The organism is Flagellimonas sp. 2504JD4-2 (genome assembly GCF_053642935.1).
This window is the reverse complement of sequence record NZ_JBSIOV010000002.1, coordinates 607976-627929: the sequence shown is the minus strand read 5'-3', so window position 1 is coordinate 627929 and position 19954 is coordinate 607976. Positions and strand designations below refer to the sequence as shown.

The window sequence follows — 19954 nt, the reverse complement described above, 5'->3', positions numbered from 1 at the left end:
CCTTTGAGTCCCCTCCTGAAAATGCAAACTGGCATGGCTGCCGCCCGGCGGTGTGTTGGCATCCTGCCGCGCAGGATTGTTTGCTTCGCAAACATCCTGACAAAGCTCCGCTTTGAAAACCGTTCAAACAAAAAAACGCTCAAGCAAGCTTGGCGTTTTTTCTTATCGAACAATTTATTCGTGACCGCGGCAGGATTCAAACCTGCAACCTTCTGAGCCGTAATCAGATGCGCTATTCAGTTGCGCCACGCGGCCTAATATTTTGTTTTCTCCATCTTCTTCCAGCAGCAGATTTCAGGTATTTTTCTCGAATTCTTGCTGATTCACGGGTTTCATAATCTTCTCTCCAAACTATTTCCCAAGGAACATACGGTTTGGTCGATTGTGTTTTTCCATTATTGTGTTCAGCAAGCCTCTTCTCAAGATTTGTTGTCATCCCGATATAGTACCTGTCGAATCTAGAACTGTAAAGAACGTAAACATAAAACATCTCAGAGATCTGTTCCATGCGCCCCGCCCGAACGTACCGTTCGGTACGGGCGGGCACGCGGCCTTTTTAATGGGGTGCAAATATATTTCTTTTTACCTTTACAACAAAACCACTTCATCCAAAAAAAAATATGGATTTTAATGCCTTTATCCGAGATATAGAGGACTTTCCCAAACCCGGAATCATTTTTAAAGATATTACTCCACTTTTAAAGGATCCCAAAGCATTGACCGAGGCGTGCAACGTACTTTGCAATATGGTTGGGAATCAAAGCATAGATAAGGTCGTTGGGGTGGATAGTAGGGGCTTTATTTTTGCTCCAATGTTGGCCGCTAAACTCAAAGCCGGTTTCGTCCCCGTACGTAAAAAAGGTAAACTTCCTTATGAGACAGTTTCCGAGTCCTATGAATTGGAATACGGACAGGACATGTTGGAAATACACACCGACGCTATTCGACCTGGTGAAAAGGTCCTGGTACATGATGATGTGTTGGCTACGGGAGGAACTGCCAGTGCGGTATGCAAATTGGTCGAAAAATTAGGCGGCGAAGTAGTACAGTGTAATTTTTTAATTCATCTTGCCTTTCTCAACGGAGCGGACAAATTAAATGGTTATCCCATCAAAGCTCTGCTTCAATACTAATCCAAAGCCCTTGTGGTGATATAATAACGCCAACCGATGATGGCCAATTGTAGCTTGGATGCTTTGGAAAGATCCAGCCCTCTTTTGGTATATGAAGGGAGGATGACCTTATTGACTTTTGCCAAAAATTTGTAGAACATAACTTTAGTGGTTGGTCAATGCAAAGATAACCAAACTTTTAGCTTATCAACCCAAAAAGAAAAGGACCGCTTTAGCGGCCCTTCATATACTTAACTGTTCTTTTTGACCCAATTGTCAATTTTATTTTCCAACAATGCGAGCGGAACACATCCAGTTTCCAAAACTTGATTATGGAACTGACGGATATCAAACTTTTCACCCAAAGCATCTTGGGCCTTTTTTCGCAATTCCCTTATTTTAAGTTGACCTATTTTGTAGGATAGGGCTTGCCCGGGATTGGCCATATAACGTTCAATCTCTGAAATAATGGATGCTTCAGATTCTGCTTCGTTATCCAAGGAGTACTGAATGGCTTGTTCCCTGGTCCATCCTTTCGAATGTAATCCGGTATCTACAACCAATCGAACAGCTCGGTGCATTTCGGCCCCTAACATGCCAAATAATTGATAAGGATCTGTGTAAAGACCTAATTCGGTTCCTAAAGATTCGCTGTATAGAGCCCATCCTTCGCCATAACCACTATACCAGAGCGTTTTTCTGAATTTGGGTAATTCTTCGTTTTCCTGGGTCAATGATATTTGGTAATGATGCCCAGGGATTGCTTCATGTAAAAACAAGGATTCATCCGAATAGGTATTGTATTTTGTAACTTCCGGAATAGGAGTGTAAAAGATTCCGGGACGTGTGCCATCCAACGAACCTGGGTTGTATTCAGCGCTGGCGGATTTTTCCCTGAAAGCCTCGGTGCGTTTAACTTCGAAAGGAGTTTTCGGTTTTACGTCAAAAAGCTTTTCAATCTGGGGCTTCATGCGGTCGTGAATCGCATTGAAGTTGTCAATCACCTGTTGCGGGTCCGTAAAAGGCATCAATGCTTTATTTTCCCTCACATAATCAAAAAAGGCTTTAAGGTCACCTTCAAAACCTACTTGCTCTTTAATTTTTTCCATTTCGGAACGTATCCGAGCGACCTCACTTAATCCCAATTCATGGATTTCAGCTGCGGTCATGTCCGTCGTGGTATATTTTTTTATTTGATGCGCATAGTAAGCATCGCCGTTGGGTTCTCCTTGTATACCGCTTGATTCACGACCAGCTTCAAGATATTCGTTGGCCATAAAGGCATGCAATTTTTCGTAGGCTGGAATTATCTTATCGTTCACCATAGCCTGATACGCCTCAGTAAGTTGCGATTTTTCATCTTCGGAGAAACTATCGGGCATATTCTTAATAGGTGTGTAGAAAAGGTGCTTATCCAAATCTTTGACCGTCAACGATTCAAGTTGTGGCAATACTTTTTTGATTAGCGACTTTGGAAGCACATGCCCTTTTTCCATTCCTTCGCGCATTTTATCCTCCGCACTGGCTAACCATTCCAAAAAGCCATCCACTCTTTTGGTCCACTTTTGGTAATCCTCAACGGTTTCAAAAGGTTGCGCACTGGATCCACTGGCCAATTGTCCCATAAACAAATTGGGAGACCACATTTGGTCAATTGGGGTGAGGTTTGCGTTGTGGTTGAATTCGTTCAAATTGATGTCGCATTGCCATTCTAGAATTGCCTTGCTCATTTGCTCACTTTCGGTAAGACTTTCGTTTGGAAAATTATTCAACTTGTTCTTATAGCCTTCATAATGAGCCTTTGCTTTAGCGATATGTTCATCTGATAGCTGATTTGCGAAAACATCATCATAGCGATGATCTCCCGCTGTCGTAGCAGTAATTGGATTAAGCTTTAATCCGTCTTCATAATAATTGTTCAAGAGGATTGCAAAGTCTTCACTGAGATTTGGAGTTTCTTCTTTTTTTGATGCTTCCTTACAGGATTGCAAGCACACTAGGGAAACCAATAAAATTGTTATTTTTTTCACTTTTTTGAGTTTGATTTGTTACAAAAATGTAAAGTAATCAAAACGTAGAAGATGGAGCTCAAGTCAATTGCTAAAGTTTTTATAAAAAAACCTGGGAATCAATCTTTATGATTTTAGTGGGAACCATTGGACACTATTACGCTTTCATCTTCCCTCACTTAAAAGCCGGTTTTGCTCATTGGGCATCCTTGAAAACTAAATCTCTGTTTTTTCGATGTAGTGGGTTGTCTAGCTTCACAAAAAATCAAAAAATTTAGTTATGAGTACAAAATTGAAATTGCTGTTGGCGCCTGCCGTTGTTTTGATGGGAGTGGTGTTTTATACTACTTCAACAGCTCCTGGCGTAAAAAGAACTTTACAGCCTGAAAAGGGTTGCGTATACATGACCGTTATGGGTGAACAGTCGTCCGAGGGCTATAATGGCTATAAATCTGATGAAAATTTACAATTGGCGGTGAGAGATGGACTTCAATGGCTTTCAAAAGCACAATTGCCAAGTGGAGGATATGGTGCTGGGAGTCATTCGGCGCAGCATATTAGAGATCCGCATGCCGTAAAAGCAGACCCAGCGACTACAGCTATGGTAGGGATGGCAATGCTAAGGAGTGGTACGACCTTACAAAAAGGGGAATATGCCCAGAACCTTAAAAAAGTACTTGATTATCTGTTGGAGACCATTGAAGGTGTGAGAAATAACGAACCATATATCACCCAGGTCAGAAATACACAAATACAGTCAAAATTGGGAGCGAACATTGATGCAGTTTTAGCAGCTCAGTTCCTTTCCAATATTTTGGACAGGGATTTGGATGGAATAGATAAAAAACGAATCGTTCGGTGTCTCGACATTTGCATTGCGCGCATCCAAGAAGGAACCGACGAGCATGGCAAACAAAGAGGTGCTGGCTGGGCCGGCGTATTGCAAAGCGGAATGGCCAATAGTGCTTTGGAAGCTGCCCAGGCGGTGGGAGCTACGGTTGACAATGATATTTTGGAAAGATCCAAAAAGTACCAAAAGGAAAACTACAATGAAAAAGATGGTTCAGTTAAAACGGATGACGGAGCTGGTATCATACTGTACTCCGTAAGCGGTAGCGTGAGGGCAAGTGCCAAAGAAGCCAGAAAAGTCAAAGCGGATATCAACAAAGCAAAGGCCGAAGGAAAGATAGCGGCCGATGCCGAAGTGAACGCTGAAGTCCTGGAAGAGATAGGATATGCCTCGGGTGATGCCCAGAAATATGGAACCGCCTACAAGGTATATGAATCTGCAAAGCAAACGGCCCAAAGAGATGAGGTTTTGGACGGTTTTGGGAACAATGGGGGAGAGGAGTTTTTAAGTTATCTGCAGACCGGAGAATCCCTGCTGGTAAGCAAGGATGAGGATTGGAAGGATTGGTACGAAAATATGAGCGGACGTATTCTAAAAATTCAAAATAAAGATGGTAGCTGGAATGGTCATCATTGCATTACCAGCCCAGTTTTTTGTACGGCGACCAGTCTGCTTTTATTGACCGTGGAGGAAGATATTGCCTTTTTGCAGAAAATGGGAGAGGAAGGATAAGATTCAGTTCCACAATTAAAAAACCCGGTCCAAGACCGGGTTTTCGTTTTATTATTTATTGGTGTTTTTATCAATCATTGTTTTGGCAAGTTCAGCCCCAATCAAAGATTGAAGTAAGTTACTGTCCTGTTTTTCATCACCACCCTCAATAAATATTTCGGGGAGTCTGAGGTCTTTCAACTCACGGGCAACACCAACGGAGGTTTTATAATCCCACTCAGCACGCTCTTGAGGGGTCAATCCCGCACTTACCAGTTTTGCGTTCTGATAGGCTTCAGCATCGGCAGCGACCTTTTTGCTCTGGGCTTTATATTTTTCCACTTCAAACTGCTTTTTCTCTTTGACCAGATTGAATTCTGCAACTTTGGCCTCAGTTTCTGCTGCAATGGTCTTCTGTATTTGCTCTTTTTCCAAACGGGCACGCTCTGCGGCTTTTTCTGCTTCACCACGGGCCTTTTCTTTTTGCGCCCTGTAAAACTCGCGCTCAGCTTGTTGCTTTTCCAACTGGGTCTGTGCTACCTCTTCTTTCTGCAATTGCAGGCGTTTGTCAAAGGTGGTCTCCCAGTCAATTTCGGTAACTACGGCCTGTACTACGGTCAGACCATAAGCTTTTAAAGAGTTTCCGGCCTCGCGGATAGGTTGTCCATCTTTGAACTTAATACGGAAACGTTTTTGTTTTGATTCTTTATTCACAATGGTACGGACGGTACTGCTATCGCCAATAATGTCCTTTTGCTCGTCATAGACATACTCTTCCAAAACGTACATGCCATTTTCCAGTTGATCCTTAAAATAACGGTCAAAATCAGAAGCTTGACCGGAAATGTAATCTTGGGCATCCATCAGTTTACAGGTATTTTTGATGGATTGGTCAATGTTGGGGATGATACGCGAACGAATCATGTTTTTTTCCGTTTTGTTACGATCGGCAACAGATAAGAACTGCATTTCATCCTCTGTGTTAATGCTTATGACAACGGAGGTGGCAATCCTAGCCTTTACCGCATCACTGAAAGCCCAGTATTTTGCGGCATCCACATTTGCATATTCGCTCTGCTCTCCAAGATCTCCATCTTGGTTTGGGATTACATATTTGATGGGCAGTTCAAACTGAATTGGAATGAGTCTTCCCCACATTTTGGTGTGTATACCTTGCCTAAAGACGGCTTTTTGGCCTCCCCATGGATATTGCACGGCATAGGCCGTACCAGGCTCTGCATAAAACAGCGTTCCGGTAACAATGCTCAGTACAATTCCCACTCCTATAATTTGCAAACTACGCTTAGGTGTGAACCATTGCAGTAGTCCGCTGTTTTTAAAGATTGGTTTTGTAACCAGGGTAACAATTCCTAATAATATAATCAGTATTCCAAATAATGTAAGCATAGCGATTGGTTTTAAAGGTTAGACAAAAATGATTGCGATGAGCTGAATGAGCAGCATCACTAAAAACTTAACAATTGTGATCATTGAATGATGGATTTTAATGGTTGAAAAATTGCTGTGAACCGGTTACGTTCTTTTAAGATAAAATGACAAGAATCATGTTTGCAAGTTTTTGGAAGGAAATCAATACAATTGCATACAGGTTTGTAAGTAAATAAATGAGATTGACTTTAAAAAAGATGTGACCTTCTTCAGTAAAGTTTTAAAATGTAAGCGTAATATTCGAAATGCATTACAATTTGAAGCATTTGTAGGGGTGTTTTTGATACATTTTTAAAAACCAAGGGAGAATTTGATCAAAAAATGATGTTTTTTGACAATCTCGTTTAAGGCGGAAATAAAAAACCGATCTGTTGTAGATCGGTTTAAATCATAATTTATATGTTTTCTAGCGGCTAATTTTTCTTTTTGGTGGCGATTTCAATCACCCCATTTTTAGCTTTTTTACCGTACTTTTTTATGGCTCCATCGCCTTTGTAAACATTCATGGATTCAATATCGTGTGGTGAAAGTTTCTGGACATCTTTTTCCTTTGCTTTTTTACCATCCACAAAGTACAGAGGTTTTTCTTTTGAATCACTGTCCCTAAATAACAATCTGTTACTTCCAGGCAATGCATCCGAGTCATTGTGCACATCCAATTCTTCGACAATATTTATGTCTTCGTGAACAGTTGCATCATGGGATTTGTGTTTTCTGATTTCGATATGCTCATGTTGGTCGGTATCATTGTCCGAATTGATATGTACCTCCACAGCACCATCATGATGTTCAATATGCATTTCTTCCATTTCTTCCTCACTGACCTCTTTTCCATCCAAGGTTATTTTCTTCGTACCATCTTTTTCCTCAATAACAATTGTTTTGTGCTTTTTGTCCCCGGAACGTACCCAAACCTTGTCATGTTCCGCATGTGATTTGATTTTGGTGAAATCGGAATTGCCAAAAGTTATGGTGTTGGCCTCGTCATTATAATAAATCGAAATTGGCTTTATCGGGCCATCTGAACTTGTGCTATAATTTCCAACGAAATTTTCACCATCCGTGCTTTTTCCACTTAAGTGCAACGAAATGTCTATGATTTCATCCTCCGCATTGTGCACGACGGTGTAGGAGAAGTCAATACCATCTTTGGAGAGATCTTGCTTTATTTTTTCCAGCTCTTCGTTTGATGTGTCCTTGTTTATGAGCAGTTCGATTGACTTGCTATCCTTATCGCCAACTCCCATAATAGGGGCATCAACATTTAAGATATATTCGGTTTTGGTGTTGAAACTAACTAGGAAAAGCACAACTGCGGGCAATATAAAGCCCATTTTGAGCACTTTTATTCGTTTGGATTGATTTTGATTTAACATGACTATTCGTTTTTTGATTAATGAATTGTAAAATGGATTGGCTATCGACAGCCTTTGATTTCCTGTGGCTTGCTTTAGCATCAGGTATTGGTAGAACTTTTTACCTTCCCCGGTAAGACAACTTTTTGAGTCCGCCAAAAACTCCAAATTCAGTTTAAGTGCGGCCCTGTAAAGCCAAATAACAGGATTGAACCAAAGTATGATTAGAACCACTTCCGTAATCAGGATATCCAGCGAATGCCCCTCTCTTGCATGCACCTTCTCATGTTCGATGACGGATTGCAACTCGGAAGCATTGAGTCCTTCGTGATTGTAAAAAATGTACCTGAAAAAAGAGAAGGGGGATATATTTTCCATGGTTTGCACATGGTAAAAGGGATATTCCTTTATTAAATGTCCCGTTGCCACCAATCTTTTTAGTAGCATACATTGAAGAATCAATCTAATACCTAGAACAGCTACGCCCAATAGATAAATGGAAAGGATTACATACCATAGATTTATCCCGTAATTCCCTGAAGTATTGGTGGCAGACGTTATGGCAATGGATTGTAAATCATAAACAGGAAGGGATTCGCGAACTACGTTTTTTGTGAAGGTGATATAAGGTGCTAAAAACGATAGCAAGAGCCCGCCTAGCAAAAACCATCGATTACTTCTAAAAAAGGTCTCCCTTTTTAGAAAAAGATGGTAGCACCCTAAAAAAAGCATTGCAATTCCCGATACCTTTAATAGATATATGAACAATGTTTCCATCACTTTTTCTTTTCGATGAGATAAATGATTTCCTTCAATTCTTCAACCGATATTTTTTCCTCTTTGGCAAAAAACGAAACCAAACTTTTATATGAATTATCGTAGTAATCGGCTATGGTCGAATTGATAAACTTTTTTCTATAGGCCTCCTTTGTAACCAATGGGTAGTATCTGTGGGTATTGCCAAAGGCCTCATGTCCTACATACTTTTTTTCTTGAAGGTTTCGTATAATGGTGGATAAGGTATTATAGTGTGGTTTATCTCCCTTCATTTCCTTTAAAACCTCCTTTACGAAGGCCTTTTTCAAACTCCAGAGGATTTTCATGACCTCTTCCTCCTTGTTCGTTAATTTTTGCATGCTATAAAATTTTAAGCAATGTATAATTATAAATCTAGTTATACAACTATTATTATAGTTATTTAACTATTTATGCAGTTGTTCTTTTTCCTCGCTATCGTATAATTTGATTAAATCTTCATCTATATTTACGCCAAAATTTACCATTTGGGAAATCTACTTTTTATTGTACTCGGCCTTATTCTATTGATTTTAGGGGGGAATTGGCTGTTGAAATCTGCGGTGGATCTTTCACTCCGTTTGTCAATTCCAAAAATTGTGATCGGGATGACGGTGGTATCCTTTGCTACTTCAGCGCCGGAACTTATTGTTAGTATAAAGGCTGCATTGGATGGTTTCCCAGATTTGGCCTTGGGTAATGTAGTAGGGTCAAATATTGCCAACTTAGGCTTGGTTTTGGCCATAACGGTCTTGATGGGTAGTATTAATGTGCGGAAGAGTTTTTATACCACGGATTGGCCCGTTATGATGGTCGCTTCCTTACTCTTTGTGGGGTTTATATATTTTGATGGGGTTTTGCAGCAATATGAGGGAATTATATTGGTGGTGTTCCTGTTTCTTTTCCTGGTTTTTTTACTTAGGTTCCAGAAAACCGCTGTTGTTGATGAAATGCCAGAGGATGATGTATTATTACCAATTTACCAGACCGCATTGTATTTGGGAATTGGGGGAACGGCACTTTGGGGCGGCTCCGAATTATTGATAGATGGTGCAGTGGGAATGGCTTCTACCTTTGGGGTCAGTGATCGGGTAATTGGTATTACCATAGTCTCCGTTGGAACAAGTATTCCTGAATTGGCGGCGTCCATTATTGCGGTGCTCAAAAAGGAAAAAGCAATTTCCTTGGGGAATTTGATTGGGTCCAATATTTTCAATCTCCTGGCAGTACTGGGAATTACCTCTATAATAACACCCATTAAAGTGGTGGACCAGGGACTACTTACCAGCGATATTTTTTGGATGTTGGGAATTTCCTTCTTAATACTTCCGTTGGTGTTCTTTCCGAGGGGATTGCGTTTGGGATGGAGAGATGGTATTGTGCTATTGGGTTGTTATGCGCTCTTTGTCTATCTTACCCTAAACTAAAAACCGCCCCAAAGGGGCGGCTTAAACACTATCAACAATTAATTTATACGCTATACATCTGCAGATTTAACAGTCTTGATGATTCGGGCAGCAATTTTATAGGGGTCTCCATTAGACGCTGGCCTTCTATCTTCCAACCATCCTTTCCATCCTTTTTCGACAGTCATAATAGGAATACGAATAGAAGCTCCTCTATCCGATACCCCGTAGCTGAAATCATGAATGGAAGCCGTTTCGTGTAATCCGGTCAAGCGCTGATCGTTAAATTCACCATAAACTGCAATGTGTTCAGCTGCTACTGGTCTAAATGATTCGCATATTTTCTCATAAACCTCTTTCGAGCCACATGTTCTTAAGGTGGTGTTAGAGAAGTTGGCATGCATACCAGAACCGTTCCAATCCCCTTTAACAGGTTTTGGGTGGTATTCAATATAATAACCGTAAGATTCTGTTAAACGATCAAGTAAATATCTAGCTATCCAAATTTCGTCACCAGCCTTTTGAGCTCCTTTGGCAAACAATTGAAATTCCCACTGGCCAGCGGCTACTTCTTGGTTGATACCTTCAAAATTAAGTCCTGCTTCAATACATTGATTAGCATGTTCTTCCACTAAATCTCTACCCCAAGTGTTTTTTCCTCCCACGGAGCAGTAATAAAGACCTTGAGGTCCTGGATAACCACCAATTGGAAAACCTAACGGAAGTTGAGTATTAACGTCCATGATAAAGTATTCCTGCTCAAATCCGAACCAGAAATCAGCATCTGGGTCATCTATTGTAGCCCTGGAATTAGATTCATGTGGAGTGCCATCAGCATTTAAAACCTCCGTCATGACCAAGTAACCATTGATTCTTGCAGGGTCTGGATAAATAGCAACAGGCTTTAAAAGACAATCGGATGAACCACCCTCGGCCTGTTGTGTAGAACTTCCGTCAAAAGACCACGTTGGGCAGTCTTCCAGCTTACCACTAAAATCTTCCTCAATTTTAGTCTTGCTTCTCAAGTTTGCGGTTGGTGTATATCCATCCAACCAGATGTACTCTAATTTTGATTTGCTCATAATTCCGGTAGTTATTTGTTCTCAAATATTCGCTGACAAAAATATATTTTTTCATTTGATAATATGTATTTCAGTGGGTTAAAATGACAAAGAAGTCGCTATAATTTACATTACCCCTGTTTTTTATGGGGTGAACTGAAAAAAAAGTAATTTTTATGGAATATATTATTAAATTGTTAATCGTAGATTTGTGTTTTAATTGGAAAAGGGATATCAATTATGAGATTTCAAGCTTTACAGGAGAGTGGAAACAGAACCCATATTGAGGTAGAGGAGACAGGTAGACGATCCGAATTGTTCGGAAAAAACGTGTTCAATGAAGAACGAATGCTTCAGTTTTTGACCAAGGAAGCATTTGAAAAAGTGAAATCTGCGATTTTTCAGGGCACCAAGATCGATAGAAAGATTGCGGATCAGGTAGCCGAGGGAATGAAAGCATGGGCCTTGTCCATGGGAGCAACACATTATACACACTGGTTTCAGCCCTTAACAGGATCTACGGCCGAGAAACATGATGCCTTTTTTGATATTTTACCCGATGGTAGGGCCATGGAAAAGTTTGGAGGTGCGCAGTTGGTACAACAAGAACCCGACGCTTCCAGTTTTCCAAGTGGTGGAATCCGAAATACATTTGAAGCTAGGGGCTACACGGCTTGGGATCCAACTTCCCCTGCTTTTGTGTATAAGACAACACTTTGTATTCCAACCATTTTTGTTGCGTATACGGGTGAAGCATTGGATAACAAAGCCCCGTTACTTCGGGCACTCCATGCCATTGATGAAGCTGCAACAGGAGTAGCGCAGTACTTTGATAAGAATGTACGAAAGGTTTATGCCACCTTAGGTTGGGAACAAGAGTACTTTTTGGTTGATAAGGCCCTGGCCAAATCCAGATTGGATTTGGTAATGACCGGTCGAACACTTGTAGGGGCCGCTGCTGCCAAAGGACAACAATTGGATGACCATTACTTTGGTGTAATTCCGAGTCGCGTATTGGCCTTTATGAGCGATTTGGAAAAGCAATGTACCAAACTGGGAATTCCTGTAAAGACCCGGCATAATGAAGTAGCGCCTAATCAATTTGAGCTGGCTCCTGTATATGAAGAAGCCAACCTATCCGTTGACCACAATTTACTCTTGATGGATGTGATGGAAGAGGTTGCGGACAAGCATAATTTCACGGTCCTGTTTCATGAGAAACCTTTTGCTGGGGTGAACGGCTCCGGAAAACACAATAATTGGTCATTGGAAACGGATACAGGAGTGAATTTGTTGAGTCCCGGGTCCACACCAATGAAAAACTTGCAATTCTTGACCTTTTTCGTCAATACAATAAAGGCCGTGGATACTTATGAAGAATTGTTGCGCTCGTCCATTGCCTCTGCAAGTAATGACCACAGGCTTGGTGCCAATGAAGCTCCGCCAGCTATTCTTTCCATATTTATAGGACAACAATTGAGTGATGTTTTGGATGAACTTGAAGGTGTTTCCAAGGGGAAGCTGTCTCCAGAGGAAAAAACCGAGCTCAAACTTAATGTTGTTGGAAAGATTCCAGAGATTTTGTTGGATAATACCGACAGAAACAGGACATCACCTTTTGCCTTTACCGGGAACAAATTTGAAATGAGAGGGGTAGGAGCTAAAACCAATTGCGCCAAACCTATGACCGTTTTGAACACGATTGTGGCCAAGCAGCTTACTGATTTCAAAAAAGAGGTCGATGCGCTGATTGACAAGAAAAATCTTAAAAAGGACGAAGCAGTATTCAATGTATTGAGGGAGTACATCAAGACTTCCAAACGTATTCGTTTCGATGGGGACGGTTATGGTCAAGAATGGCAAGATGAAGCCAGAAAGCGCAAGCTTAGCAATAACAAGAATACTCCCGAAGCGCTTCAAATACTTACATCCAAAGAAAGCATTTCCCTTTTCAAGGATATGGATGTGATGAGCGAGGTAGAACTCAAAGCGCATCAAGAGGTAGAATTGGAAGCTTATATATTACATCTTCAGATCGAGGGTAGGGTTTTGGAAGAAATGGTGTATGGACATATTGTGCCTTCGGCCATTTCCTATCAAAACTTACTACTGGAAAATATCAACGGTTTAAAAGAAGTCTATGGGGCAGCCCATAAAAAGTTTGCGGAAAGCCAGTTGAATATCCTGGAACAAATAGGAGAGCATATTGTTGCCATTAAAAGACAGACCGATGAGATGACTACCGTGAGAAAGCGGGCCAATAGTTTGTCTACGATAAATAAAAAGGCGCAATCCTATTGTGACAATGTCAAACCCTATTTTGATTCCATTCGTGAACAGTCCGATAAAATGGAAAAGCTGATTTCGGACGATTTATGGCCATTTACAAAATATAGGGAGTTGCTATTTGCCAAGTAAGGACTATTTTTGCGCAAAATCCACATTAATGTCCTCAGACACCAGTAAAAGATATGCCCAAAGAGGGGTTTCCGCGTCCAAGGAAGACGTGCACAATGCTATCAAAAATATTGACAAAGGACTTTTCCCAAAGGCATTTTGCAAGATTGTTCCCGATCATTTAACGGGAAGTGAAGACCATTGTCTGATCATGCATGCTGATGGAGCAGGCACAAAATCTTCATTGGCCTATATGTATTGGAAGGAAACCGGTGACATTTCTGTTTGGAAAGGAATTGCCCAAGACGCGCTGATCATGAATGTCGATGACCTGATATGCGTGGGTGCCACCGACAATATTGTTTTGTCGTCGACCATAGGTCGAAACAAAAACTTGATTCCCGGAGAGGTTATTTCTGCCATAATTAATGGGACTGAGGAGCTGATAGCTGATTTAAGGAAACATGGAATCACCATTCATTCAACCGGTGGTGAAACGGCAGATGTGGGAGACTTGGTGCGTACGATTATCGTAGATTCCACAGTGACCGCACGAATACAAAGAGATCAGGTTATTGATAATGCGAACATAAAGCCAGGAGATGTAATTGTTGGCTTGGCTTCGTTTGGGCAAGCGACCTACGAAACCGAATATAATGGTGGAATGGGCAGCAATGGTTTAACGTCGGCCCGGCACGATGTCTTTGCCAAATATTTAGCGGAAAAGTACCCAGAGAGTTTTGATGCCTCTGTTCCGGAAGAGCTGGTGTATTCTGGTAATACGAAATTGACGGATTCTGTTGAAAATGCTCCTCTGGATGCTGGCAAACTGGTATTATCTCCAACAAGAACCTATGCGCCCATAGTTAAAAAGATATTGGAAAGTTATTCTTCTAACGAGATTCATGGAATGGTGCATTGCAGCGGTGGTGCTCAGACCAAAATCCTTCATTTTGTGGAGAATCTGCATATTATTAAAGATAATATGTTCCCGATTCCGCCACTGTTTAAACTTATTCAAGAACAATCGAATACCGATTGGAAAGAGATGTATCAGGTCTTTAATTGTGGCCATCGCCTGGAATTGTATGTAGATGAGTCCATCGCGGCAAACATCATAGCTATTTCAAAAAGCTTCAATATAGATGCACAGGTTATTGGTAGGGTAGAAGCTTCAGATAGTAAAAAATTGACCATCCAAAGCGAATTTGGCAAGTTCGAGTACTAGTATACGATTCGCTTCAATTTAACGTTCTTTCTATAGCTAATAAACCCCGACGCTATGGAAAGAAAGGATTTTTTAAGAAGTTTGGGCGCAAGTGCAGCATTTGCCCTCACTTTTCCCTGTTTAAATGGATGCTCCAGTGATGCAGAAGATCTGGAACAGTTTCCCGAACCGGATGGTGTGGATTTTACTGTTGATCTTACCGCTGCTGATTCAGCTCCATTGGCCAATAATGGAGGTTTCATTTTGGTAAAATCAAACCCAAGTTTGGGATATACCGATATTGTGGTTGCTCGAAACTTAGAAGGGAATCTAATCGCGGCAAGTCAAATTTGTAGCCATCAACAAACCGAAGAGGTTCGTTTTATTTCTGAAGATGGCGGAATTTTTAGATGCTCCACGCACGGATCCCGGTTCAGTCAAACAGGTACTCCTTTAAACTCTGTTACCAGCAATCCGCTTAAGGTATTCAATACCGAACTCAATGGCACAACATTGAGGGTTTTTGAATAATTTTCAAATAAATTGGCACAAACCCATGAAATCTTTATTGCTCATAGCATCCTGTCTTTTTTTTGGTACACTCCAAGCGCAGTGGCTACAAAGTTTTGATGATGCGTTACAATTGGCCAATGAAGGCAATAAGCCCATCGTTTTGGTTTTTTCCGGATCGGACTGGTGTGCTCCGTGCATAAGGTTTAAGCGAAATATTCTGGACTCAGAGGATTTCAAGAACTATTCTGAAACCCATTATGTGCTCTACAACGCTGATTTTCCACGGAAAAAGAAAAATAAACTTCCGCAGGAAAAATTAAATTCCAATAAGTCCTTGGCGGAGCAATTCAATCCAAACGGACATTTTCCGTTGGTTGTTGTGCTGGACAAGGAAAAATCGGTTTTAGGTAAGACAGGTGTTGATCGACGCACTTCTCCCCAGGAATTCATCTCACTTCTGAAAGGTTTTATGCGATGAAGATTTTCCCATTTCTTTTGAGCTGTTTTTTTTTATGGTCTGCACACGGACAACAAAAAGATGTTACCGTTAGGAGAACCATGAAGCTCATGGGAACACGGTTCGAAATTACCGTTGTGGCCCCAAATGAAGACATTGGTTATATCAACATCGACGAAGCAGCGTCTGAGATTGAACGCATAGAAAAAATCATATCCTCATGGGATGAAAATTCGGAAACCTCGTTGATCAATAGAAATGCTGGGATTAAACCGGTCAAGGTGAGTCCAGAGCTTTTTGGTCTGATAGAAAGGGCCAAGAAGATTTCTGAGATTACGGATGGAGCGTTTGATATTTCATATGCCTCCATGGACAACATTTGGAAATTTGACGGTTCCATGAAAGGCATGCCTTCAGAAGGCGAAATAAAGAGCTCCATAGCCAAAATAGGTCATGAAAAAATATTGCTCAATGCTGAAGAACAGACCGTATACCTGACAAAACCGGGTATGCGAATAGGTTTTGGTGCCATAGGGAAGGGGTATGCCGCAGATCGGGCAAAAGAACTTATGGTTTCCAAACAGGTCAAGGCAGGGATTATTAACGCTTCAGGGGACCTTACCACATGGGGTACGAAGGTTACGGGAGAAAAATGGCTTGTGGGTATCGCAAATCCCTTGAGCAAGGAAAAAGTATTCAGTTGGTTGCCTGTTGTGGAGTCCTCGGTGGCCACTTCAGGAAATTATGAGAAATACATCATTATAAACGATAAAAAATATTCCCATATTATTGATCCTAGAACGGGATATCCTACCTCTGGAATCAATAGTGTTTCGGTATTTGCCAAAAATGCAGAGTTGTGTGATGCTATGGCGACCGCCGTATTCACCATGGGAAGGGATAGTGGTATCCACCTGATCAATCAAATTGATGGTGTTGAGGTGGTGGTAGTGGATGCTGACAATAAAATCCATAAAAGTTCGGGAATTGTGTTTGAGAAAAATCAATAAATTTAGATATGCAAAAGCTTGTTTTTTTCGCTGTTTTATTGCTTTTAGGTAGTTCTTGTGTAGCAGTCAGGGAATATGATAAGGCCTATATCAACGATATAGAAATGCAATTGGGAGCACGGGCTTCTGAACGTTTTGAAACCAATTTCCAGATTTACAGAGAAGCATCGGCCGGAGCCAACGGAGGAAAAACAGGAGGTGGCTGTGGATGCAATTAGTGGTGAAAACCCAAACATCAATTACCAAACATCAAAATTGAGCGCTGTGCTATCCAAAAATCTGACGGTCCAAAAATCAAATTTTTCAAAAATTCAAATGGCTAAACATATAGTGGGCGTTTTTGTGTTTTTGTGCTTTGGAATTTCAGTAGGCTTGGCCCAACAGACCAATAGTACCTACACGAAAAGAGTGTTGGAAACCAGTGAAATTGATTTGTTGTTCAGTTATTACAACCAAGACGGTCAAAATGCTGCGGTAACGGGTGGAGAGGGCACAGAAGAGCTTACCGATGCCACTTCGACCATTGTTTTGCGAATGCCCATGAACGAAAATGATGTGCTTACCGTGGATGTTGGTCTTTCTGCCTATACTTCAGCCTCGTCAAGTAATGTCAACCCTTTGGATGGGGGCAACATCAATACCACTCCATTTGATGCCTCTTCGGGTGAATCCAGAAAAGATTTGCTGGCCTATATCAATCCTAGTTATCAGCACAGCTCTGAAGACCGGAACTCCATTTGGAGCGCCAATGCCTATTTTTCAGCTGAATATGACTACTTCTCCATTGGTTTTGGAGGAAGTTATTCCAAGCTTTTCAATGAAAAGAACACTGAGGTTGGCATAAGCGCTGGAGTATTTTTGGATAAATGGAATGCTATTTACCCCATTGAGCTGCGCCCTGGATTCTTTGATGACCGAATTACAGGGAATGGGACCTATAATCCCAATTTTACAGCTTTTGGTGATGAAAACAGAAATTCGTATTCCGTATCCTTAAGTTTTTCCCAGATTTTGAGCAAGAAATTGCAAGGAGCTTTATTTGTGGATTTGGTTTCCCAAAATGGATTGTTGAGCACACCTTTCCAGCGTGTATATTTTGGGGATGCAGAGAACTTTTTTATTGATGATTTTCAGTTGGCCGATGATGTAGAAAGATTGCCGGATAGCCGGTTCAAAGTCCCTTTTGGAGGACGGTTGAACTATTACGCGAGCGATTTTTTGATTTTACGTTCTTATTACCGCTTCTATTGGGATGACTGGGGCATTGTTTCGCATACCGCAAGCATTGAAACTCCGATTAAGTTAACAGATAGGTTTACAGTATACCCTACCTACAGATATTATACCCAATCCGCGGCAGATTATTTTTACCCCAAGGAAGGAGCATTGTCTACGTTTGAGTTTTACACCTCGGACTATGACTTGTCCAAGTATGATGCGCACCAGTACGGTTTTGGGGTGCAATACAAGGATATTTTTACCAATGCCAAGATTTTGTCCTTTGGGTTGAAGACTATTGACCTTCGGTTTAGCCAATACGATAGAAGCGATGGCCTAAATGCTTATATTGTCACTTTGGGAACCACTTTTATCGGGAATTAGGACCGAATTCCACCATTTTCAATCCAATCAAAAATCGTAAATTCGCACCTTAACGCGGATGGATCTATGCTTGACAAGCTCAACATTGTAAAACAACGTTTTGATGAGGTTTCCGACCTTATCATTCAGCCTGATATAATCTCAGATCAAAAAAAATACATAAAGCTGAACAAGGAGTACAAAGATTTGAAAGTACTTGTTGATAAGCGCGAGGAATACATCACCCTTTCTGATAACATAGCTGAGGCAGAAGAAATAATTTCTGATGGAAGCGATGCGGAGATGTTGGAAATGGCCAAAATGCAGTTGGATGAGGCCAAAACGGCCCTTCCCAAGTTAGAAGAGGAGATTAAATTATTGTTGATACCCAAAGACCCGGAAGATGAAAAAGATGTGGTCATGGAAATCAGAGCTGGAACTGGAGGGGACGAGGCAAGTATTTTTGCCGGTGATTTATACCGCATGTACGCCAAGTATTGCGAATCGAAAGGATGGAAGACCAATATCATGGACTTGAGTGAAGGTACCAGTGGTGGATATAAGGAAATCCACTTCGAAGTATCAGGCGAGGACGTTTATGGTACCTTGAAGTTTGAGGCAGGAGTGCACCGGGTACAACGGGTTCCCCAAACCGAAACACAGGGGAGGGTGCATACCAGTGCCGCAACGGTAATGGTCATCCCTGAAGCTGAGGATTTCGATGTCCAGATTGACCCTAAAGATGTACGTATAGACTATTTCTGTTCCTCCGGACCTGGGGGACAATCGGTGAACACTACCTATTCGGCTGTTCGTTTAACGCACGTGCCTACAGGATTGGTTGCTCAGTGCCAAGATCAGAAATCGCAGCATAAGAACAAGGAAAAAGCCTTTAAAGTACTACGTTCGCGATTGTATGACCTCGAATTGGCCAAAAAACAGGAAGAAGATGCGGCTAAACGTAATTCCCAAGTAAGTAGTGGTGACCGTTCTGCAAAAATTAGAACATACAATTATCCACAGGGTAGGGTAACAGACCATAGGATCGGGCTTACGCTCTACGATCTTCAGAATATCATCAATGGGGATATCCAAAAGATTATTGATGAGCTGATGCTTGTGGAAAACACGGAAAAACTAAAAGAGGCTTCTGAAATCTTTTAAAAGATTGACAGTTGCCATTAATGTCATTAGGTCGAGCACTTTCGACAGATACATATGAAAATAGAAGAGCTAGTATCTCAAATCAAACATAAAAAATCCTTTCTCTGTGTTGGTTTGGACACGGACTTAGATAAAATTCCCGAACACCTTCTTAAGGAAGACGATCCCATCTTCGCCTTCAACAAAGCCATTATCGATGCAACACACGAATTTTGTGTGGCCTACAAGCCCAATATCGCGTTTTATGAAGCCTATGGTCTGGAAGGTTGGAAGTCTTTGGAACGTACCATGGAGTATTTGAACGAGAAACATCCTAATATTTTCACTATTGCCGATGCTAAAAGGGGTGATATCGGTAATACTTCAACCCGGTATGCCAAAGCCTTTTTTGAAACCTTAAATTTTGATTCCATTACCATAGCACCATATATGGGGAAAGATTCCGTTGAACCTTTTTTAGAGTTTGGGGATAAACATACCATACTGTTGGCCTTAACGTCCAATCAAGGCGCTTTCGATTTCCAAACAAAAAAAATCAATCAAAAAGAATTGTATAAGGAAGTACTCGAAGTTTCGAAGACTTACAAGAATGCACAAAATTTGATGTATGTAGTCGGTGCAACCAAAGCCACTTTTCTAACCGAGGTCAGGGAAATTGTTCCTGAGAGCTTTTTATTGGTACCGGGAGTCGGTGCGCAGGGAGGAAGTTTGCAGGAAGTCTGCAAATATGGTATGACTGAAAATATTGGTCTTTTGGTAAACTCTTCAAGGGGTATTCTATATGCTTCCCAAGGAGAGGATTTTGCAGAAAAAGCCGCTGAGAAAGCAAAACTTATGCAAGGAGAAATGGCATTGGAGTTGAATAAACTATTTTAGT

At 41.2% G+C, this 19954-nt stretch carries 19 protein-coding genes and 1 tRNA gene; 12 read left to right on the top strand and 8 right to left on the bottom strand.

From position 1 onward, the window contains the following. Positions 1–181: 181 nt before the first annotated feature. Together ACULLH_RS09550 and ACULLH_RS09545 are read right to left on the bottom strand one after the other, a co-directional pair. A tRNA-Arg gene (locus ACULLH_RS09550) sits at positions 182–255 on the bottom strand. After that, entirely contained in the window at positions 233–508 is a 276-nt protein-coding gene (locus ACULLH_RS09545) for a GIY-YIG nuclease family protein (RefSeq protein ID WP_454088515.1), read from the bottom strand. The genes ACULLH_RS09550 and ACULLH_RS09545 overlap by 23 nt, the downstream gene beginning before the upstream one ends. A 112-nt stretch (positions 509–620) precedes the next feature. Here ACULLH_RS09545 and ACULLH_RS09540 point away from each other — a divergent pair, with 112 nt between their 5' ends. Then, complete coding sequence (locus tag ACULLH_RS09540) at positions 621–1133, top strand: adenine phosphoribosyltransferase (protein WP_454088514.1); 513 nt, start codon at positions 621–623, stop codon at positions 1131–1133. Here ACULLH_RS09540 and ACULLH_RS09535 read toward each other — a convergent pair. Both ACULLH_RS09535 and ACULLH_RS09530 read right to left on the bottom strand, forming a co-directional pair. Then, on the bottom strand, positions 1130–1273 hold the full coding sequence (locus ACULLH_RS09535) for an SsrA-binding protein (protein ID WP_454088513.1): 144 nt from the start codon (positions 1271–1273) through the stop codon (positions 1130–1132). The two genes, ACULLH_RS09540 and ACULLH_RS09535, sit on opposite strands and share 4 nt — an antisense overlap. Positions 1274–1363: 90 nt before the next feature. After that, positions 1364–3142, bottom strand: coding sequence for a DUF885 domain-containing protein (locus tag ACULLH_RS09530; protein WP_454088512.1), 1779 nt, complete (start codon positions 3140–3142; stop codon positions 1364–1366). 259 nt (positions 3143–3401) lie between these two features. Here ACULLH_RS09530 and ACULLH_RS09525 point away from each other — a divergent pair, with 259 nt between their 5' ends. After that, a complete protein-coding gene (locus tag ACULLH_RS09525) occupies positions 3402–4703 on the top strand; it encodes a hypothetical protein (protein ID WP_454088511.1) in 1302 nt (433 codons plus the stop codon). A gap of 51 nt (positions 4704–4754) precedes the next feature. Here ACULLH_RS09525 and ACULLH_RS09520 read toward each other — a convergent pair whose 3' ends face one another. The 3 genes from ACULLH_RS09520 to ACULLH_RS09510 form a co-directional block, all read right to left on the bottom strand. Further along, positions 4755–6089 (bottom strand): hypothetical protein, encoded by a 1335-nt coding sequence (locus ACULLH_RS09520; protein WP_454088510.1) that lies wholly within the window; start codon positions 6087–6089, stop codon positions 4755–4757. Positions 6090–6544: 455 nt separating this feature from the next. Beyond that, positions 6545–8263 (bottom strand): M56 family metallopeptidase, encoded by a 1719-nt coding sequence (locus ACULLH_RS09515; RefSeq protein ID WP_454088509.1) that lies wholly within the window; start codon positions 8261–8263, stop codon positions 6545–6547. Beyond that, complete coding sequence (locus tag ACULLH_RS09510) at positions 8263–8622, bottom strand: BlaI/MecI/CopY family transcriptional regulator (protein ID WP_454088508.1); 360 nt, start codon at positions 8620–8622, stop codon at positions 8263–8265. Before ACULLH_RS09510 ends, ACULLH_RS09515 begins: the two co-directional genes overlap by 1 nt. Before the next feature lie 147 nt (positions 8623–8769). Between ACULLH_RS09510 and ACULLH_RS09505 the strand changes: the two genes are divergently transcribed. After that, on the top strand, positions 8770–9708 hold the full coding sequence (locus ACULLH_RS09505) for a calcium/sodium antiporter (protein ID WP_454088507.1): 939 nt from the start codon (positions 8770–8772) through the stop codon (positions 9706–9708). Between the two features lie 50 nt (positions 9709–9758). Here ACULLH_RS09505 and ACULLH_RS09500 read toward each other — a convergent pair whose 3' ends face one another. Next, positions 9759–10769, bottom strand: a complete 1011-nt coding sequence (locus tag ACULLH_RS09500; RefSeq protein WP_454088506.1) for a glutamine synthetase beta-grasp domain-containing protein — start codon at positions 10767–10769, stop codon at positions 9759–9761. Between the two features lie 219 nt (positions 10770–10988). Here ACULLH_RS09500 and ACULLH_RS09495 point away from each other — a divergent pair, with 219 nt between their 5' ends. From ACULLH_RS09495 to pyrF, 9 genes are all read left to right on the top strand, one after another. Beyond that, positions 10989–13166 (top strand): glutamine synthetase III family protein, encoded by a 2178-nt coding sequence (locus ACULLH_RS09495; RefSeq protein ID WP_454088505.1) that lies wholly within the window; start codon positions 10989–10991, stop codon positions 13164–13166. Between the two features lie 28 nt (positions 13167–13194). Then, positions 13195–14373, top strand: coding sequence for an AIR synthase related protein (locus ACULLH_RS09490; protein ID WP_454088504.1), 1179 nt, complete (start codon positions 13195–13197; stop codon positions 14371–14373). Between the two features lie 54 nt (positions 14374–14427). Next, positions 14428–14883: a QcrA and Rieske domain-containing protein gene (locus tag ACULLH_RS09485; protein ID WP_454088503.1), complete on the top strand. Its 456-nt coding sequence runs from the start codon at positions 14428–14430 to the stop codon at positions 14881–14883. A 25-nt stretch (positions 14884–14908) separates the two neighbouring features. Continuing rightward, positions 14909–15343 (top strand): thioredoxin family protein, encoded by a 435-nt coding sequence (locus tag ACULLH_RS09480; RefSeq protein WP_454088502.1) that lies wholly within the window; start codon positions 14909–14911, stop codon positions 15341–15343. After that, positions 15340–16332, top strand: a complete 993-nt coding sequence (locus ACULLH_RS09475) for an FAD:protein FMN transferase (protein ID WP_454088501.1) — start codon at positions 15340–15342, stop codon at positions 16330–16332. The genes ACULLH_RS09480 and ACULLH_RS09475 overlap by 4 nt, the downstream gene beginning before the upstream one ends. A gap of 8 nt (positions 16333–16340) precedes the next feature. Continuing rightward, a complete protein-coding gene (locus ACULLH_RS09470) occupies positions 16341–16550 on the top strand; it encodes a DUF4266 domain-containing protein (protein WP_454088500.1) in 210 nt (69 codons plus the stop codon). Positions 16551–16647: 97 nt separating this feature from the next. Continuing rightward, positions 16648–17934, top strand: coding sequence for a DUF3570 domain-containing protein (locus ACULLH_RS09465; RefSeq protein WP_454088499.1), 1287 nt, complete (start codon positions 16648–16650; stop codon positions 17932–17934). 66 nt (positions 17935–18000) lie between these two features. Then, entirely contained in the window at positions 18001–19077 is a 1077-nt protein-coding gene (gene prfA / locus ACULLH_RS09460; protein WP_454088498.1) for a peptide chain release factor 1, read from the top strand. A gap of 54 nt (positions 19078–19131) precedes the next feature. After that, positions 19132–19953: an orotidine-5'-phosphate decarboxylase gene (gene pyrF / locus ACULLH_RS09455; protein WP_454088497.1), complete on the top strand. Its 822-nt coding sequence runs from the start codon at positions 19132–19134 to the stop codon at positions 19951–19953. Position 19954 lies beyond the last annotated feature (1 nt).

What these genes read in the sequence shown, in the direction of transcription:
- ACULLH_RS09485 (WP_454088503.1), top strand. Translation starts at nt 14,428, where the DNA reads ATGGAAAGAAAGGATTTTTTAAGAAGTTTGGGCGCAAGTGCAGCATTT.
- ACULLH_RS09465 (WP_454088499.1), top strand. Translation starts at nt 16,648, where the DNA reads ATGGCTAAACATATAGTGGGCGTTTTTGTGTTTTTGTGCTTTGGAATT.
- ACULLH_RS09520 (WP_454088510.1), bottom strand. Translation starts at nt 6,089, where the DNA reads ATGCTTACATTATTTGGAATACTGATTATATTATTAGGAATTGTTACC.
- ACULLH_RS09540 (WP_454088514.1), top strand. Translation starts at nt 621, where the DNA reads ATGGATTTTAATGCCTTTATCCGAGATATAGAGGACTTTCCCAAACCC.
- ACULLH_RS09545 (WP_454088515.1), bottom strand. Translation starts at nt 508, where the DNA reads ATGGAACAGATCTCTGAGATGTTTTATGTTTACGTTCTTTACAGTTCT.
- ACULLH_RS09495 (WP_454088505.1), top strand. Translation starts at nt 10,989, where the DNA reads ATGAGATTTCAAGCTTTACAGGAGAGTGGAAACAGAACCCATATTGAG.
- ACULLH_RS09535 (WP_454088513.1), bottom strand. Translation starts at nt 1,273, where the DNA reads ATGTTCTACAAATTTTTGGCAAAAGTCAATAAGGTCATCCTCCCTTCA.
- pyrF (WP_454088497.1), top strand. Translation starts at nt 19,132, where the DNA reads ATGAAAATAGAAGAGCTAGTATCTCAAATCAAACATAAAAAATCCTTT.
- ACULLH_RS09510 (WP_454088508.1), bottom strand. Translation starts at nt 8,622, where the DNA reads ATGCAAAAATTAACGAACAAGGAGGAAGAGGTCATGAAAATCCTCTGG.
- ACULLH_RS09475 (WP_454088501.1), top strand. Translation starts at nt 15,340, where the DNA reads ATGAAGATTTTCCCATTTCTTTTGAGCTGTTTTTTTTTATGGTCTGCA.
- ACULLH_RS09515 (WP_454088509.1), bottom strand. Translation starts at nt 8,263, where the DNA reads ATGGAAACATTGTTCATATATCTATTAAAGGTATCGGGAATTGCAATG.
- ACULLH_RS09480 (WP_454088502.1), top strand. Translation starts at nt 14,909, where the DNA reads ATGAAATCTTTATTGCTCATAGCATCCTGTCTTTTTTTTGGTACACTC.
- ACULLH_RS09525 (WP_454088511.1), top strand. Translation starts at nt 3,402, where the DNA reads ATGAGTACAAAATTGAAATTGCTGTTGGCGCCTGCCGTTGTTTTGATG.
- prfA (WP_454088498.1), top strand. Translation starts at nt 18,001, where the DNA reads ATGCTTGACAAGCTCAACATTGTAAAACAACGTTTTGATGAGGTTTCC.
- ACULLH_RS09470 (WP_454088500.1), top strand. Translation starts at nt 16,341, where the DNA reads ATGCAAAAGCTTGTTTTTTTCGCTGTTTTATTGCTTTTAGGTAGTTCT.
- ACULLH_RS09500 (WP_454088506.1), bottom strand. Translation starts at nt 10,769, where the DNA reads ATGAGCAAATCAAAATTAGAGTACATCTGGTTGGATGGATATACACCA.
- ACULLH_RS09490 (WP_454088504.1), top strand. Translation starts at nt 13,195, where the DNA reads ATGTCCTCAGACACCAGTAAAAGATATGCCCAAAGAGGGGTTTCCGCG.